This is a genomic window from Muricaecibacterium torontonense (assembly GCF_004793925.1).
Classification (GTDB): Bacteria; Actinomycetota; Coriobacteriia; order Coriobacteriales; family Atopobiaceae; genus Leptogranulimonas; species Leptogranulimonas caecicola.
Window position 1 is genome coordinate 156,728 of the sequence record NZ_SRYE01000005.1, and the last position, 15,596, is coordinate 172,323.

The 15,596-nt window shown below is 60.3% G+C and carries 12 protein-coding genes; 11 read left to right on the forward strand and 1 reads right to left on the reverse strand.

The features are described from left to right. The first annotated feature begins 29 nt into the window (after positions 1–29). Together E5334_RS08275 and E5334_RS08280 are read left to right on the forward strand one after the other, a co-directional pair. Positions 30–902, forward strand: a complete 873-nt coding sequence (locus E5334_RS08275; protein WP_136013120.1) for an NAD(+)/NADH kinase — start codon at positions 30–32, stop codon at positions 900–902. Further along, entirely contained in the window at positions 899–2,530 is a 1,632-nt protein-coding gene (locus E5334_RS08280; RefSeq protein ID WP_136013121.1) for a DNA repair protein RecN, read from the forward strand. The genes E5334_RS08275 and E5334_RS08280 overlap by 4 nt, the downstream gene beginning before the upstream one ends. 101 nt (positions 2,531–2,631) lie before the next feature. Here the strand turns inward: E5334_RS08280 and E5334_RS08285 are convergent, their stop codons facing one another. Beyond that, a complete protein-coding gene (locus tag E5334_RS08285; protein WP_136013122.1) occupies positions 2,632–4,098 on the reverse strand; it encodes a DUF1846 domain-containing protein in 1,467 nt (488 codons plus the stop codon). Positions 4,099–4,344: 246 nt separating this feature from the next. Between E5334_RS08285 and E5334_RS08290 the strand changes: the two genes are divergently transcribed. From E5334_RS08290 to murD, 9 genes are all read left to right on the forward strand, one after another. Then, positions 4,345–6,006, forward strand: a complete 1,662-nt coding sequence (locus E5334_RS08290) for a CTP synthase (protein ID WP_136013123.1) — start codon at positions 4,345–4,347, stop codon at positions 6,004–6,006. Between the two features lie 19 nt (positions 6,007–6,025). Continuing rightward, entirely contained in the window at positions 6,026–6,955 is a 930-nt protein-coding gene (locus E5334_RS08295) for a tyrosine recombinase (RefSeq protein ID WP_338041728.1), read from the forward strand. A gap of 669 nt (positions 6,956–7,624) precedes the next feature. Further along, positions 7,625–8,053 carry a division/cell wall cluster transcriptional repressor MraZ gene (locus tag E5334_RS08300; RefSeq protein WP_136013124.1) on the forward strand — a complete coding sequence of 143 codons (429 nt, stop codon included), beginning with the start codon at positions 7,625–7,627 and terminating at the stop codon, positions 8,051–8,053. Positions 8,054–8,065: 12 nt separating this feature from the next. Continuing rightward, positions 8,066–9,013, forward strand: a complete 948-nt coding sequence (rsmH, locus tag E5334_RS08305) for a 16S rRNA (cytosine(1402)-N(4))-methyltransferase RsmH (RefSeq protein ID WP_136013125.1) — start codon at positions 8,066–8,068, stop codon at positions 9,011–9,013. A gap of 177 nt (positions 9,014–9,190) precedes the next feature. Continuing rightward, the gene (gene ftsL, locus E5334_RS08310) at positions 9,191–9,598 is read left to right on the forward strand and encodes a cell division protein FtsL (RefSeq protein ID WP_136013126.1); all 408 of its coding nucleotides are present in this window, start codon (positions 9,191–9,193) and stop codon (positions 9,596–9,598) included. 165 nt (positions 9,599–9,763) lie between these two features. Then, a complete protein-coding gene (locus tag E5334_RS08315; RefSeq protein ID WP_275438996.1) occupies positions 9,764–11,518 on the forward strand; it encodes a peptidoglycan D,D-transpeptidase FtsI family protein in 1,755 nt (584 codons plus the stop codon). A 48-nt stretch (positions 11,519–11,566) separates the two neighbouring features. After that, positions 11,567–13,012 carry a UDP-N-acetylmuramoyl-tripeptide--D-alanyl-D-alanine ligase gene (locus tag E5334_RS08320; protein WP_136013127.1) on the forward strand — a complete coding sequence of 482 codons (1,446 nt, stop codon included), beginning with the start codon at positions 11,567–11,569 and terminating at the stop codon, positions 13,010–13,012. Further along, positions 13,012–14,043, forward strand: a complete 1,032-nt coding sequence (gene mraY, locus E5334_RS08325; protein WP_136013128.1) for a phospho-N-acetylmuramoyl-pentapeptide-transferase — start codon at positions 13,012–13,014, stop codon at positions 14,041–14,043. The genes E5334_RS08320 and mraY overlap by 1 nt, the downstream gene beginning before the upstream one ends. A gap of 113 nt (positions 14,044–14,156) precedes the next feature. Continuing rightward, positions 14,157–15,590, forward strand: a complete 1,434-nt coding sequence (murD, locus tag E5334_RS08330) for a UDP-N-acetylmuramoyl-L-alanine--D-glutamate ligase (RefSeq protein WP_136013129.1) — start codon at positions 14,157–14,159, stop codon at positions 15,588–15,590. Positions 15,591–15,596: the final 6 nt, after the last annotated feature.

The following is a 15,596-nucleotide window of genomic DNA, read 5'->3' on the forward strand; positions in this document are numbered from 1 at the left end:
TAGTCTGTTCTGTCATGGTTGGAGGAGACGTGAAGGTCCTGCTGGTCACCAATTACTCTCGGCTGCAGGCTCAAGAGGGCGCTCGCAATGTGGCCCAGTGGCTTAACGCCCATGGGGTAGAGCCGGTGTGGGCTCAGGACGACCTACACTGCCCCGAGGGGGCCAAAGACGCTTCTGACTGTGACTTGGTGGTATCGCTGGGAGGCGATGGCACGCTGTTGCGAGCCGCTCGCATGGTGGGCTACGAAGAGGTGCCCATCTTAGGGCTTTCCTATGGCCATCTGGGTTTTCTCACCGGCGCCGGCTCAGACACCGCGCTCCAAGCGGTAGAGCGCGCCTTGGAAGGAAAGCTCCACATCTCCCGGCGGTCGACCTTGTCGGTGGCCATTGAATACAACGACCCCGAGCATCCGTCGCCTGAGCCGCCTGCTATTAGATCGGATATCTTCTGCCTCAATGAGGTGGCGGTCACGCGAGGCACTCTGGGCAATATGGTGGAGTTCGACGTGTTCGTGTCGGGCAATCATATCGACAGGCTTCGCGCCGATGGCTTTGTGGTCTCTACAGCGACTGGGTCGACAGGCTATGCCCTCTCGGCAGGCGGCCCCATTGTGACCCCGGAGTTCCAGGGCATGGTCAACGTGCCAGTGGCGCCGCACACCATCCTAGCCCGCGCATTTCTCACGTCCCCACAAGATGTGGTGGAAGTGGCTTTGTCCACTGAGCGTCCGGTAGAGCGCGAGGTCTTTTGCGACGGTCGGCTCATGGGCTGCCCCGAGGGCCTTTCGGCCATGCGCGTCATTTCCCGTAAAGGCCCTGGCGACATCGTGCTTTTGGACGATTCCTCCCAAAGCTTTTATCGCAGCGTATCCCGCGTCTTCTATGGAGGTCACCGCTCATGATCGATGAGCTTCATGCCCAAGACGTCGCCCTTATTCGCGACGCAGACATCACTTTTGCCGATGGGCTCACCGTCATCACCGGCGAGAGCGGCTCGGGCAAGACTGCGCTGCTCACAGCTTTAAAGCTGCTGGTAGGAGAGCGTGCCAATGCCGATATGGTGCGCGAGGGCGCCCCAGGCCTTGCAGTGGAGGGGCGCTTTTTCACCGACGATGGCCAGGAGGACGGCCATATAGCTCTGCGCAAAGTGGACGTGCGAGGCCGTGGGCGCGTGTCTATGGATGGATCCATCTCCTCTGTGAAGGAGTTGGCGGCCACCTTGGGCGCCACGGTGGATCTCTGCGGGCAGCATGAACATCAGCGGCTGCTGTCGGTGGCGAGCCATGTGGAGCTTTTGGATGCCTGGATTGGCCAGCAGGCCCAAGAGGCGCTGGCTCAGTACAACCAGGCGCTCTCTGGCGCTCGGGCGGCCGCAGAGGAGCTCAAACGCCTGCAGGACCTGGCGTCGGTGGCTTCAGAGCGCTTGGAGCAGGCCCGTTTCGAGCGTGATCGCATCGACGAGGTAAACCCGGCAGCCGGCGAGCTCGAAGAGCTGGATCGCGACCTGCCGGTGGCAGAGAACGCCGAGACGCTGCGCGAAGCTGCCAACGATGCCTATGAATGCGTCTTAGCAGACGACGGCGTGAGCGACAGGCTGGGTTCAGCCGTGCGCGAGCTGCGCCAGGCGGCCGATGTGGATGACACGCTGGCCAAGCTGGCCGACGCGCTGGAATCCGCCCAGCTAGAAGCCGAGGATGCTGCCGCCGAGCTTCGCGCCTATCGCGACAAGGTGGATCTTGACCCTACGGCCCTGCGCGCCATGCAAGGTCGCCAGGCTGCCCTCCAAGGGTTGATGCGCACCTTTGGTCCCACCATGGATGACGTCTTTTCCAGGCGCCAGGCTGCCCAAGAGATCATCGATGCCGCAGAGGGCACCGGCACTGCCGAGCGTGAGGCCCAAGAGGCCCTGGAGGCGGCCGAGAAGATCCTCGCCTCGGCCGCCGACCACCTGATTAAAGTGCGCCAACAAAAGGCCCCGCTTTTAGCGGCTGCCATCACCGGGCAGATGGCCAGGCTCTCTATGGGCACTGCCTCGGTGGAGCTGGCGGTGGAGGTGTTAGATCGCAGAGAATGGACTCAGGCCGGTCCAACTTCGGTAGAACTTATGTACAGGCCTGGCGAGGGCATGACCTTGAGGCCGCTTCGCAAAGTGGCTTCGGGCGGCGAGATCAGCCGCGTGATGCTGGCCTGCAAGGTGGTGCTGGGCGAGGCGGACCGTGTGGAAACCCTGGTCTTCGACGAGGTGGATGCAGGGGTGGGCGGCACTACGGCCGTGGCGCTGGCCACGGTGCTCAAAGACCTGGCACGCACCCATCAGGTGATCTGTGTGACCCATCTGCCGCAGGTGGCCGTAATGGGCGACTCTCATTACGTGGTGTCAAAGGTGGAGGTGGACGGGGTTCCTGAGACCCAGCTTACCCAGGTGGAGAACGAGGGCCGCGTAGACGAGATCGCTCGCATGCTGGCTGGCGACCGCACCGAATCCAGCCGCGCCTATGCCAAAGAGCTGCTGACGCGCCAAGGCGCCTAAGGGCCGGTTCCTGCTTCTTGAGAATACCCCAGATAGCGACGGGCGCCCATGCACAGAGTGCGCGGGCGCCTTTTTGAGCTCGTGAAAGGGGAGGGTGCAACCTAGATCTGATAGTCAGAAACGGGCTCGCAGCTCACCCGAATGCCCAGCTTGCGGAGGGTGTCCTTATCGGCATCCGAAAGCATGACCGAGAAGAACGCGTCGCAGTCCCTGAGCGATTCCAGGCTTGCGAAGACCTGGGCGGCCACAGGATCTGTCACAGAGGATTGGGCGAGGGCTATAAGGGTCTCGTCGGTATGGAGGCGGGGGTTGTGGGCGCCCAGGCAATGGGTCTTGAGATGGCAGATGGGCTCGATGACCTCTGGCGCCAGTACCTCCACGTCGCCGGCGCGGGCCACTGCTTTAAGGGCGTTTAAGAGGGTGGAGCTGGCGGCGCCGATGAGGTCGGAGGTCTTGCCGGTCACAATGGTGCCGTCGGGAAGCTCCAGAGCGCCTGCTGGGGCGCAGGTCTGCTCGGCACGCTCGAGGGCGGCCAGGCGCAAAGGATAGGTGTCAGGCTCAACGCCTACCTGCTTCACCAGCAGCTTGAGACGATCGAAGGCGGCTTGGCCGGCTCCTGTACGCTTAACGGTGCAGGCGGCGGCGAAGTAGCGACGGATGATCTCTTTGCGGGCGGCCTGGCGGCACACTTCGTCATCCACGATGCCTGAGGCCACCATGTTGACGCCCATATCGGTAGGGCTTTGGTAGGGGCATTGGTTCAAGATGCGCTCCATGAGGGCGCGCACTACCGGGAATGACTCCACGTCGCGGTTGTAGTTCACCGTGCTTACGCCATAGGCGTCCAGATGGAAGGGGTCGATGACGTTGGAGTCGCCCAGATCTGCCGTGGCAGCCTCATAGGCCACGTTGACCGGATGGACCAGGGGCAGGTTCCATACCGGGAAGGTCTCGTACTTGGCATAGCCTGCCTGAATGCCGCGAGCGTGCTCGTGGTAAAGCTGAGACAGGCAGGTGGCCAGCTTGCCAGAGCCCGGGCCAGGAGCGGTGACGACCACCAGAGGGCGGCTGGTGGGCAAAAACTCATTGGCGCCAAAGCCGGTCTCGGAGACGATGGCGTCCACATCGTGGGGATAGCCCTCGATGGAATAGGTGAGGGCGCAGGGAATCTCTAGGGCATCCAGGCGACGGCGGAAGGCATCGGCTGCAGGTTGGGAGGCATAGCGGGTGAGCACTACGCCGGCTACAGGCAGTCCCAGCGAGGAGAAGAAACGAACTAGGCGCAGGGCATCTTCGTCATAGGAGATGCCTAGATCGCTGCGCACCTTGCCCGAGGCGATGTCTGCGGCATTTACCACAACGACTACCTCGGCCTCCTCTTTTAAGGTGAGCAGCATGCGCAGCTTCACATCGGGGGCGAAGCCAGGGAGGACGCGGGAGGCATGGTGGTCGTCTGCCAATTTGCCGCCAAACTCCAGGTAAAGCTTGCCGCCAAACTCACTGATGCGCTGACGAATGCGCTCTGCCTGCAATGTGACGTAGGCGTCGTTGTCAAATCCCCGCTTCACTCATATCCTCCTTACACGGTGGGCTGGAACCGCTCTTTTCTCGCAAGATAGAGTATGCCCCTCATGGCATTCTAACCTTGGCCTGCAAGGTCCCCTCAGAGAATCACAGGTCTTTTTGAGCCTTAAGGTCTCGCAGTTTCCATCCTGTGAACTAGGTATCCACCTTAAATGGGAGACAGCTGGCGTATTACAATAAGCAGACGTATGGTCTTGGCAACTTTTCAGCGAAAGCGCAGGTACCAGCGTATGACTAAGCATATTTTCGTCACTGGCGGCGTCGTTTCTTCTTTGGGCAAGGGCATTACGGCTGCATCGCTGGGACGCCTGCTTAAATCCCGTGGCTACAAGGTCATGATGCAAAAGGCGGATCCCTACCTAAACGTGGATCCCGGCACCATGAGCCCCTTCCAGCACGGAGAGGTCTTTGTGACCCAAGACGGCAAAGAGACGGACCTGGACCTAGGCCACTACGAGCGCTTCATCGATGAGAACCTCACCCGGGCCTCGAACTTCACCACGGGTCTCATCTATCAGTCCCTTATCGCCCGCGAACGCGCGGGAGACTTCTTGGGCGGCACCGTGCAGGTGGTGCCCCATGTGACCAACGCCATTCGCGACAAATTCCGCATGATCGAAGAGCATACCGATGCAGATGTGGTCATCACCGAGCTAGGCGGCACCATCGGCGACATCGAGGGCCAGCCATTCGTAGAGGCCATGCGTCAGTTTAGAAATGAGCGCGGGCCAGAGAACGTCTGCTTCATCCATGTGAGCCTCGTGCCCTATATCTCTGCCGCCCACGAGGTAAAAACCAAGCCCACCCAGCATTCTGTCAAGGAACTGCGCTCCATGGGCATCCAGCCGGACTTTATCGTATGCCGCAGCGACCACGAGGTGGACGAGGCCATACGCGCCAAGATCGCCAACTTCTGCGATGTGCCGACAGACCATGTCTTTGAAAACTCTGACTGCCCCTCCATCTACGATGTGCCTATGCACCTGGCCAACCAGGGTTTCGACGTAGAGGTGTGCGAGCGTCTGGGGCTGGATCCCGGCGAGCTCAACATTGGCCGCTGGACCGCCTTTACCCGGGCTATGCACAAGGCAGACGCTCAACCTCAGAGCGTGCGCATCGCGGTGGTGGGCAAATACACCCAGCTGCCTGATGCCTATCTCTCCATCATCGAGGCTCTCCACCACTCCGGTGTTTACTTTGGCCGCCACATCGACATCGATCTCATCGACGGCGAGAATCTCACCGCAGAGGATGTCCAGGAAGTCCTCGGCACTGCAGACGGCATCTTGGTGCCCGGCGGCTTTGGTATCCGCGGACTGGAAGGAAAGATTTTAGCCGCCGAGCGCGCACGCACCCACAAGGTTCCCTTCCTGGGCATTTGCCTGGGCCTTCAGGTGGCTGTGTGCGAGTACGCCCGCCATGTGGCGGGTATGGAAGACGCCAGCTCCACCGAGTTCGTGCCCGATTGCGCCTATCCGGTCATCGACCTCATGCCCGATCAAGAAGACGTGACCGATAAGGGCGGCACCATGCGCCTTGGCGCTTATCCCTGCAAGGTCGCCTCTGACACTTTGGCCCATGAGGCCTACGGGGAGGATTTGGTCTACGAGCGCCATCGCCATCGCTATGAGGTGAACAACGCCTATCGTGACGAGCTTCGCCGTGCGGGGCTGGTCTTCTCGGGTGTGTCTCCTGACGACCGCCTCGTAGAGATGGTCGAGCTGCCAGAAGAGGTGCACCCCTGGTTCGTCGCTTCTCAGTTCCATCCGGAGTTCAAGAGCCGCCCCACCCATCCCCAGCCGCTCTTCCGCGAGTTCGTGCGCGCTGCCATCGCCTATCACGACGGCATCGATCGCCACGAGGTTGAGCCGCCGGCAGATCTGGGCTACTAAGCGCTTGAGCTAAGCCCGTTTGCCTACTTCGATGGATCTCTCTCAAGCTGTCTCGGACTATCTTGATTACCTGGCCGTCGAGCGCGGGGCTGCTGCCAACACGGTGGCAGCCTACGCTCGCGACCTAGATCGTTATGTGGACGATCTGGCAGAGCACTCCGTCACCCAACTCTCCCAGGTCGATCGCCACGTCATCGAGGGCCATGTAGCACGCCTGCGCGAAGGGGGAGCTGCGCCCTCCTCGGTGAAGCGGGCGGTCTCTGCTATCCGCAGCTTTCACAAGTTTGCCGCCGGCGACCATCTGTCCGACTCGCTGCCCACCTCCGATGTGGCCGCGCCCCAAGTGCCGGCCTATCTGCCTCAGGTGCTCTCCATTCAGCAGGTGGAAGCCTTGCTCGACCAGCCCTTCGCTCCCGACGCCTGCGGCCAGCGCGACCGCGCTCTGCTCGAGGTGCTCTATGGCTGTGGACTCAGAGTCTCTGAGCTTTGCGGGCTCAACTTGGACTCCGTCTATCCAGCCGAGGAGCTGGTAAGGGTAGTAGGCAAAGGATCCAAGGAGCGGTTGGTGCCTCTTCTCGGCAGCGCCAAAGAGGCCCTGATGACCTATACCCAGGAGGGCAGGCAAGAGCTAGTGCGGCCCCTTTCGGCGGCAGGGAGGGCGGCCTATAGCCAGGGGGCCGTCTTTTTGAGCCAGCGGGGGAGTCGCCTGTCGCGCCAGTGGGTGCATCATCTGGTGGAACGCTACGGGGCCTACGTGGGCATTCAGGGCCTTCACCCCCATACCTTGCGCCACAGCTTGGCCACCCATCTGCTTCAGGGGGGCGCCGACCTGCGCGTGGTCCAAGAGATTCTAGGCCATGCCGATGTGGCCACCACCCAGCTCTACACCCATGTGGACCAAACCCATCTTCAGGGCGTCTATTTTGCCGCTCATCCGAGGGCCCATTAGGACTCTCAGGGGCGCCCCACTTTGCCCCACCTTTTGTTGCCAAGAAGCGCCTCCCCACTTCGTCCCACCTTTTTGTGAGGGAGGGACTCATGCCCCACTTTGCCCCACCCACCTGACGCAAATATGGAGCCGCTTCATAAAGGTTGCCGGCTTTTAGGATGCCCTAAAAGCGGCCCAAAACCTTACTGATTAGCTTGCCAATAACAACAAAGTTTGATAATTCCAGCTAAGCCATGGTAGCAAAGGACCTCAGCCAAGGCTCAAAATGCGCCGCTCATCCCTTTTTAGGCTACATTCAGGTGAATTTACACAACGGAAAAAGAAAATTTCTCAAAACTGGTCTGGTCGTCTTTTTTGAGAATGCCACAGGTTGCTAGAACTTAAATAAAGAAAGTAACATGCAGGGATAGCGACCAATCGACCCGCTCTTTTCACCACTCTAGAACAGGTTTTCGATGGCCTTAACTTAATTGATTGATAAGTCGCGAACAGCCGTTCTAAATCAAGATAGAGTGGGCTTTACCGGATTCCACCGCCACATCTAGGGGTGGGGATGAGGTGGGGGAAGGTGGGAGGAAGTGTTGCCTAGGTGTGGCGTTCACCCTAGAATGCAGATGTGCAACGGCGAGGGGAGCCAGTTGCTCTAAGACCTAACGCGGGGGACTCTCAATGTATTTGACAGGCAGCAGAACGCATAGCCTTGATTCCAAGGTGCGCCTCACGCTCCCTGCTGACATGCGTCGAGAGTTCGACGACAGGGTCTGCCTTGTTCCCCTCAAGGATGCGCTCTATGGCTTCACGCCTGAGGGACATCAAGCCTGGGTTGCAAGCTATTTCCCCAATGGCTACAACCCCAGGAATCCCGACGACATCAAACTTCGAGGCGGTCTCACCGGCCGCACCGTCACGGTGGATGTCGACTCGGCCGGACGCATCGCGCTCGGCAAGGTGGATGAATCCAAACGCAAGGCCCTTGGGCTAGAGGGCGAAGTCACCGTCGTGGGCAACGTCGATCACTTCGAAATCTGGAACACGGACCGCTGGGAGGCCGCTCAGGCTGCCTTCGAGGAGAACCTGGATTCTTTGATGTTCGACTAGGAGCGTGGGACTTTGACAGACGAATATCGGCACGTACCCGTGTTGCTCGACGAAGTGGTCGAGCTTCTCGATCCAAAGCCTGGCCAGGTGGTCTGCGACTGCACTCTTGGAGGAGCAGGTCACACGCTGGTCCTTGCGTCTCATTTGGCGCCAGGCGGCCTGTCTTTGGGCATCGATCAGGACGACTCTGCCCTCGAAGCTGCCTCGGCTCGATTTGATGAGGCCGCCCCGGGAGTGGACCACCTCTTTTTAAAGGGCAACTTTGGCATGCTCGACGAGCTTTTGCTCGAGGCTGAGGTTCCCGGGGTGGATGGCTTCCTGTTCGACATTGGCGTATCGAGCCCGCAGCTTGATAGGCCAGAACGGGGCTTCTCCTACCACGAGGACGCTCCACTCGATATGCGGATGGACCCGGATACTCACACCCAAACCGCAGCAGAGATCGTCGCGACCTATTCTCGCGGCGACCTCATCCGGATTCTTCAAGCCTATGGAGACGAGAAGCACGCAGCTCGCATTGCAGAGGCCATTTGCCGCCGCAGGGAGCAAAGACCCATCGAGACCACCTTGGATTTGGCAGACATTGTAGCCAGCGCCTATCCAGCGCGAGACCGCCGCGCCAAGCATCCTGCACGCAAGACCTTTCAGGCTCTGCGCATCGAGGTGAACCACGAGCTGGAGGTCCTGGAAACGGGTCTCGAAGCGGCAATACGCTGGGCCAACCCCGGCGGTCGCATCGCGGTGATCAGCTATCACTCTTTGGAGGATCGCCTGGTAAAGCATCTCTTTGCCAAGTATTCCCAAGGGTGCACATGCCCGCCGGATCTCCCGGTATGCGTGTGCGGGAACGTGCCGGTACTCGATGTCCTCACTCGGCGGCCCATAGAGGCTTCTGCAGATGAGATCGAGTGCAACCCCCGAGCACGGAGCGCCAAGCTTCGAGTAGCCCAAAAGCTCTAGAAGCCCTTTGGCGCGCCTCCATTCTTTCTTGCTTTATCTCGAGCTTCTCCCCTAAAGAAGCTCACAGATAAAGGCGCGGGCACTACCTTCACACCACACTCGCACCACCAACGCAGCTTAAACGCACCACCTCACACTACATCGCACCACAACGCACCACACTTTTCTGGAGGCACCATGATCTATCAGGGATCTGCGGCTCGTCCTTTGGGCACCGCCGCTCCACAGCAAGCTCCCTCATCCTTCGACATAGTCGAAGGCCGAGGTCTTGATGCTGCGGCACGCCAGGGGGTCAGCCCGCGCTTTTGGCACATCTGCAAGCTGGTTATCGCCGCTTGCGCCCTGATGTTCGTGCTGTGCTGTGCGCGCGTGGCGCTTACCGCCGCCACGGTGCAGACCCTCCAGGCAAACGCCGAGACCAAGACCCAGCTCTCTCAGGCCGAAGACGCCAATCGCGAGCTGCGCATCGAATCGGCCGTGCTCTCCAACAACTCGCGCATCTCCTCTATCGCCACTCAAAACCTTGGCATGGTCTATGCCGGGGCCGGCGAAGCCCTTACGGTAAGTGTGCCTGCTGCCTCCTAACGCCGCCTTCTTGCCGAGAAACCCATGCCACCTGCCCCTGGAAGGCCTCCAGTGTGCGGTGGCACGTTTTTATCGGTAGCATAAGCGTTCAAGAGCCAAGGCGCAGTCCCTACTTTGGGACATCGGGCGGCCATTTCTGCCCAGTGTTCTAAGAAAGGTGCCTTCGTGCCTAGACAGCAATCCTTCCGCCCTCGCCAGCGCCCCAGGCCTGGTGAGGGTCGTTCATCTTATGATGAGTCGCGTCCCTCTGGCGGCTCCTTTGACCACGGGATCAAGGTAGTCTTGGCCTGCGTGGCGGTCTTTTTCATCGTGGCCTGCGCCAAGTTGTTCTATCTCTCGCTCATCGACGGGCCCATGAGGGCCCAGCAGGCCAAGGCTCTCCATACCAATACCCAGGTGCTTCAGGCCAAGCGCGGCACCATCTATGACCGCAACGGCAATGTGCTGGCTACCTCGGTGGAGTGCCGCACCCTCTACACCAACCCCAAAGACGTGCGCGACCCTCAGGCGGTGGCCCAAGTATTGGCTCAAAAGCTGGGGGGCACCTCTCAAGATTACCTGGCAGACCTTACAAAAGACTCCACCTTTGTCTATCTCAAGCGAAAGGTGGACACTTCGGTGGCTCAAGAGGTGGTCCAAGAGCTGGCCAAACAGGAGCTTACCGGTGTCTATTCGCTCATGGACATGAAGCGCGTCTATCCTTACGGGGCTGTGGCAGGGCAGGTCATTGGCCTTGTGGGCTCGGAGGGGGAGGGCCGCACCGGCCTCGAGCTTCAATATAACGACATCCTTTCCGGCACCAACGGCGAGCGGGTCACAGAGGTTGGCCCTGGCGGCGTTCCTGTCGCCAATGGCGCCTACAGTGAGACCCCAGCCAAAAACGGCACGGACATAGTGATCTCGCTGGATATCAACATTCAACAGATCGCCGAGAAGCAGATCTCCGACGGCGTTGCCCAATACAGCGCGGAGTCGGGCTTTGCGGCGGTGACCGATCCCTCCAACGGCGAGATCCTAGCCATGTGCACCACGCCGTTCTTGAACCCTGAGGACACCTCCACCGTAACGCCTGAGCAACTCACCTTGCGCACGGTGACCGACTCCTATGAGCCGGGATCGGTCATGAAGGTGCTCACTTGTGCCATCGGCATCGAGAACGGAGTCTTCAATGCAGACACCGTCTACAACGTGCCCGGCAGCATCGAGGTGGGCTCTGACGCGGTGCACGACGACGACCGCCGCAAGGAGACCCAGGACATGACCGTGCGCGAGATCATCCGGCGCTCCTCCAATGTTGGCGCCGTACTCATGGGCCGTGCTGAGGGAGCCGAGGCTTTCTCTTCCGGGCTCTCCAAGTTTGGCATCGGCAGCCCCACGGGCATCGACTACCCCGGCGAGGTGGCCGGCATCGTGACACCCTACTCGGCCTATACCTCTGCCACCCTGGGCGCCATGTCCTTTGGCCAGGCAGTGGCCCTGCCGCCGGTGCAGATGATGCGCGCCGTGTCGGCCATCGCCAACAAAGGCACTCTCACCACGCCCCACTTCCTCATCTATGAAGGCACCACCCAGGTAGACTGGCCTACCGGGCCCCAGGCCTGCTCCGAGGCTACCGCCCAGGCAGTGACCGACATCATGCGCACCGTCGTGGTGGAAGGCACCGCCAAGAACGCTGCTGTGGAGGGTTATGACATTGCGGCCAAGACGGGCACCGGTGAGCAAGCCGACGAGTCTGGCGGGTACAAACAGGACAGTTATTTTGCGTCCTTGGTGGGCTTTGCCCCTGCGTCAGATGCCAAAGTGCTGGTCTACGTCGCTTTGAACGGCGTTCCTCACCTTGCTGCAGATTCTGCGGCCCCGGTTTTCTCGGCTATCATGGGTGAGTCTCTCATGGACATGGGCGTCGACCCTACCGCTTAGCCGCCTGGCTCGGCCCGCGCGCCCTTGAAAAAAGGAGTTAGAGCTCTTATGTATCGTGCTTCCGTCGAGACCATGGCATCCACCTGTGGTGCTGTCATTTTGGCAGGCGACCCCTCCCGCCAGGTCTCCGGCTTTGTGGTGGATTCGCGCCTGGTGACCCCAGGCTCTGTTTTCGTGTGCTTTCTGGGCGAGACTCAAGATGGCAATGACTACGCTCTACCCGCTATGGACTCCGGCGCAGCGTGCGTGGTAATGACTCGCGAGCCCTCAGAGGCTGAGCGCGCCAAAGCTGCCGAGAAAGACTGCTGCCTCATTCGCGCCGCACACGACGATGCCGGCGCGTTCCTTCTGGGTCTGGCCGAGCACTACCGCCTCCAGCAGGACTGGGCGGTGTTGGGAGTCACCGGCTCGGTAGGCAAGACTACCACCAAGGACCTTTTGGCCCAGGCGCTGGCCACCACCTACTGCGTGCACAAGAACGTAGGCAACTTCAACTCGGTCATCGGTGTGCCTCTCACTATTCTGTCAGCTCCCGATGACACCCAGGTCTTCGTCTGCGAGATGGGCATGAACCATCCCGGCGAGATCGACGCCATTGCTCGTTGCGCACGCCCCCAGATGGCCTGCATCACCAATATTGGCACCAGCCACATTGGCATCTTGGGAAGCCGAGAAAACATTGCCCTCGCAAAGAGCGAGGTAATCCCTTGGCTCGCGGCTGACGCTTCGCTGCCTTGCTGTGTGGATCTTGAGCCGGTGTTGGCGCTTACCTCGGGCGATGACTTCACCGCCTCCATTGGCGAGGCTGCTAAGGCTGCTGGAGTGTTGGTGGACCGCGTGGGCTTTCATCCGGACGACCGCATCTGCGCTTCTCAAGTGTCCCTCACGCCCGAGGGCTGCCCTGCGTTCGACGTGGCTTTCTGCGGCGATCGCGTGCATCAAGAGCTCAAGCTCACCGGCCGCCAGTGCGTCATCGACGACCTTCTGGCCCTCGACCTAGCCCAGCGTGCAGGACTCACCTTGACTCAGGCAGCCTCAGGGCTTGATAGCCTGGAGCCGCAAGCCATGCGAGCTCATATCATTCAGGCTGCTCGAGGCTTCCGCATCATCGACGACACTTACAATGCCAGCCCTTCCTCATTGGCGGTGGCGGCAGACCTGCTGTGCGAGCTTTCCTGTGAAGGGCGCCGCATCGCTGTCATAGGCGAGGTGGGCGAGTTGGGTGGCGAGGCCCCGCGCCTCCATGGCCTCATGGGCGCCTACCTGGCTGCCAAGCCTATAGACATGCTGGTGCTGGTAGGCGATAAAGACGCCGATGCGATGGCAGAGGCTGCTTCTACCATGGGCTTATCGGAGGACAAGCTGGTGCGCGTCCCCACGGCCGCCGCAGCGGCTTCCATTGTGGGGCCGGTCCTTGAGGCTGGTGACTTGGTATTGGCCAAGGGCTCGCGTTTTGTGGGCCTCGACGCCTTTGTCGAGGAGGTGCGATCCTAGTGCTTGCAGTCCACGCCTATCCCACCTACACCATCCTTTTGACCTTTGGCTGTGCGGTGGTGATTTCACTGTTGTTCTTGCCGCCCTTCATCAGCTTCATGCACAACCGGGGCGTAGGGCAGCAGGTGCGTGCCGATGGCCCCAACACGCATCTGGTAAAGCAAGGCACGCCTACCATGGGGGGCGCCGCTATGTTGGCCGCCATCTTGGTGACGCTGGTGCTCTTTGGCCAATGGACCCCAGACTTGGTGCTGGCGGTCGTCGTGACCTATGCCACGGCGTTTTTGGGTTTGGCAGACGATATCGAGTCTGTCTCCCATGGCCGCTCTTTGGGCCTCACTCCTTCACAAAAGATGATCGGCCTCACTGCGATCTCTGTGGGTTTCTGCTTGGCTGCGGTGAACTGGGCAGACATTGCTCCGGTAGTGGCTTTTCCAGGCGGTTTCTCCATCGATTTGGGAGTGCTCACCACCTCTATTCCCTATGAGGGGGGCACCTTTGACATCCCCTGGCTCTACGTCGTCTTCGTCTTCCTGCTTTTGGCCGGCCTCTCTAATGCGGTAAACCTCACCGACGGCCTTGACGGCTTGGCAGCAGGCTCGGTGCTGGTGGTCATGATCTTCATGGCCATGGTGTGCTTCCGCTACAACGAGCTTCCCCTGGCTGTTTTTGCCGCGGCTGTGGGCGGCTCTTGCGTGGGCTTTCTCTGGTTCAATTGCTACCCTGCGCAGATCTTTATGGGAGACACCGGGTCTTTGGCCTTGGGCGCGGCTTTCGCAGCTTTGGCGGTGCTTACCAAGACCGAGGTCACCTCCCTCATCATGGGTGGCTTGTTCATTTGCGAAGCCCTCTCGGTGATGATTCAGGTGGCCAGCTTCAAGGCCACCGGCAAGCGCGTCTTTCTAATGGCGCCCCTGCACCACCATTTCGAGAAGAAAGGGTGGAGCGAGACCAAAGTGGTGATTCGCTTCTGGATCATTTCGGCCGCGTTTGCTGCCTTGGGCTTTGCTCTCTACTTCCAATTGGGTTAAGCCTCCTTTTGCGTGCGCGCCCATAGGTTCTTTTGCTTGTCCCACTTACCAGAGCCCCTGCCCTTATGACCTTTGAGGGCCCGCGAGGCTCTGGTGCTATGAAAGGGTGTTTCATGAACGCCATCGCTCCTTTAGGACCCACTGCTGTTCCCATCTCCCCCTATTTGGGTGACGTTTGTGTATTGGGGTTAGGTGCCACAGGCCGTGCTGTAGCCACCTATCTGCTGGAGCTGGGGCCAACGCGAGTGCGTTCAGTCACGGTGGTGGGAGGCAAAAAGTCCCAGGAAGGCCCTCTGGCTCAAGAGCTTCGCGATGCAGGAGCCTGCGTGCTGGTAGGCACAGAAGATCTTCTCGGCACCTATGATTTGGCGGTGGTGAGCCCGGGCATCTCGGAGTTCTCTGACTTTTTCGCCAACGCCAAGGCCCATGCCCATGAGGTCATAGGGGAGCCGGAGTTTGCCTGGCGGGAGAGTCCGGAGCGCTGGATTGGCATTACTGGCACCAACGGCAAGACCACTACCACGTCGCTTGCCTGCGAGCTGCTCAAGAGCTCGGGCATTGGCGCTGTGGCGGTCGGAAACATTGGCACCAATGTAGTGACCCAAATCGCCGAGCGCGATCCTCAAACTTGGTTTGTGGCAGAGCTTTCCAGCTTCCAGCTGGCTACTACCTCCAAGCTGCATCCTCGAGTGGCGTGCCTGCTCAACGTCACCCCAGACCACGGCGAGTGGCATAAAACCTTTGAGAACTACCTGGCGGCCAAAGAGAAGATCTTTGCCAATCTGGACGAGGGAGACCTGGCCATTTTGGATGTGGACGATCCTCACTGCGCTGCTCTCGCTCGCCAGCTGGATGATCGCGGATTGGTGGTATGCCGGGTGTCGGCATCTCAGATTCCCGATTCGCCCTGCCGCGCCTATGTGGACGACGGGCTTTTGGTGGTAGAGCTTATCGGCGAGCGCTATGAGCTCGTGGCCGTCTCAGACTTGCGTATCGAGGGCCCTCACAACGTGGCCAACGGGTTGGCAGCCTCTGCGGCAGCGCTCTTTGCAGGGGCTTCTGTCAAGGGAGTGCGCCAAGGGCTCAAGGCCTTCGCTCCGCTGGAGCATCGCATCGAGCCGGTGGCTACTATCGACGGGGTGCGCTACATCAACGATTCCAAAGCCACCAATACCGATGCGGTAGTGACGGCCCTCAGGGCTTTCGAGCCGGGCAGGGTGATCCTTTTGGCGGGCGGCCATGACAAGGGCGGCCAGCTGGATGAGTTTGTGGATGCCATCAAAGCTAGCTGCAAGGCAACGGTCACCTACGGGGAGGCCTCCGACCGTTTCTTCGAGGCGCTCTCAGGCCAGGGTTTGGCTACGCTTCTGCAGGCCCCCCACATGGCCGAGGCTCTTACGATTGCCAAGAATCTTGCCGTTCCTGGCGATGTGGTGCTCTTATCTCCTGCCTGCTCTTCCTACGATGAGTTTTCCGGCTTCGAGGAGCGCGGACGCCGCTTCAAAGAGCTGGTGTTAACACTTGACCTAGACCAGCCTGGCCACTAGACAGGA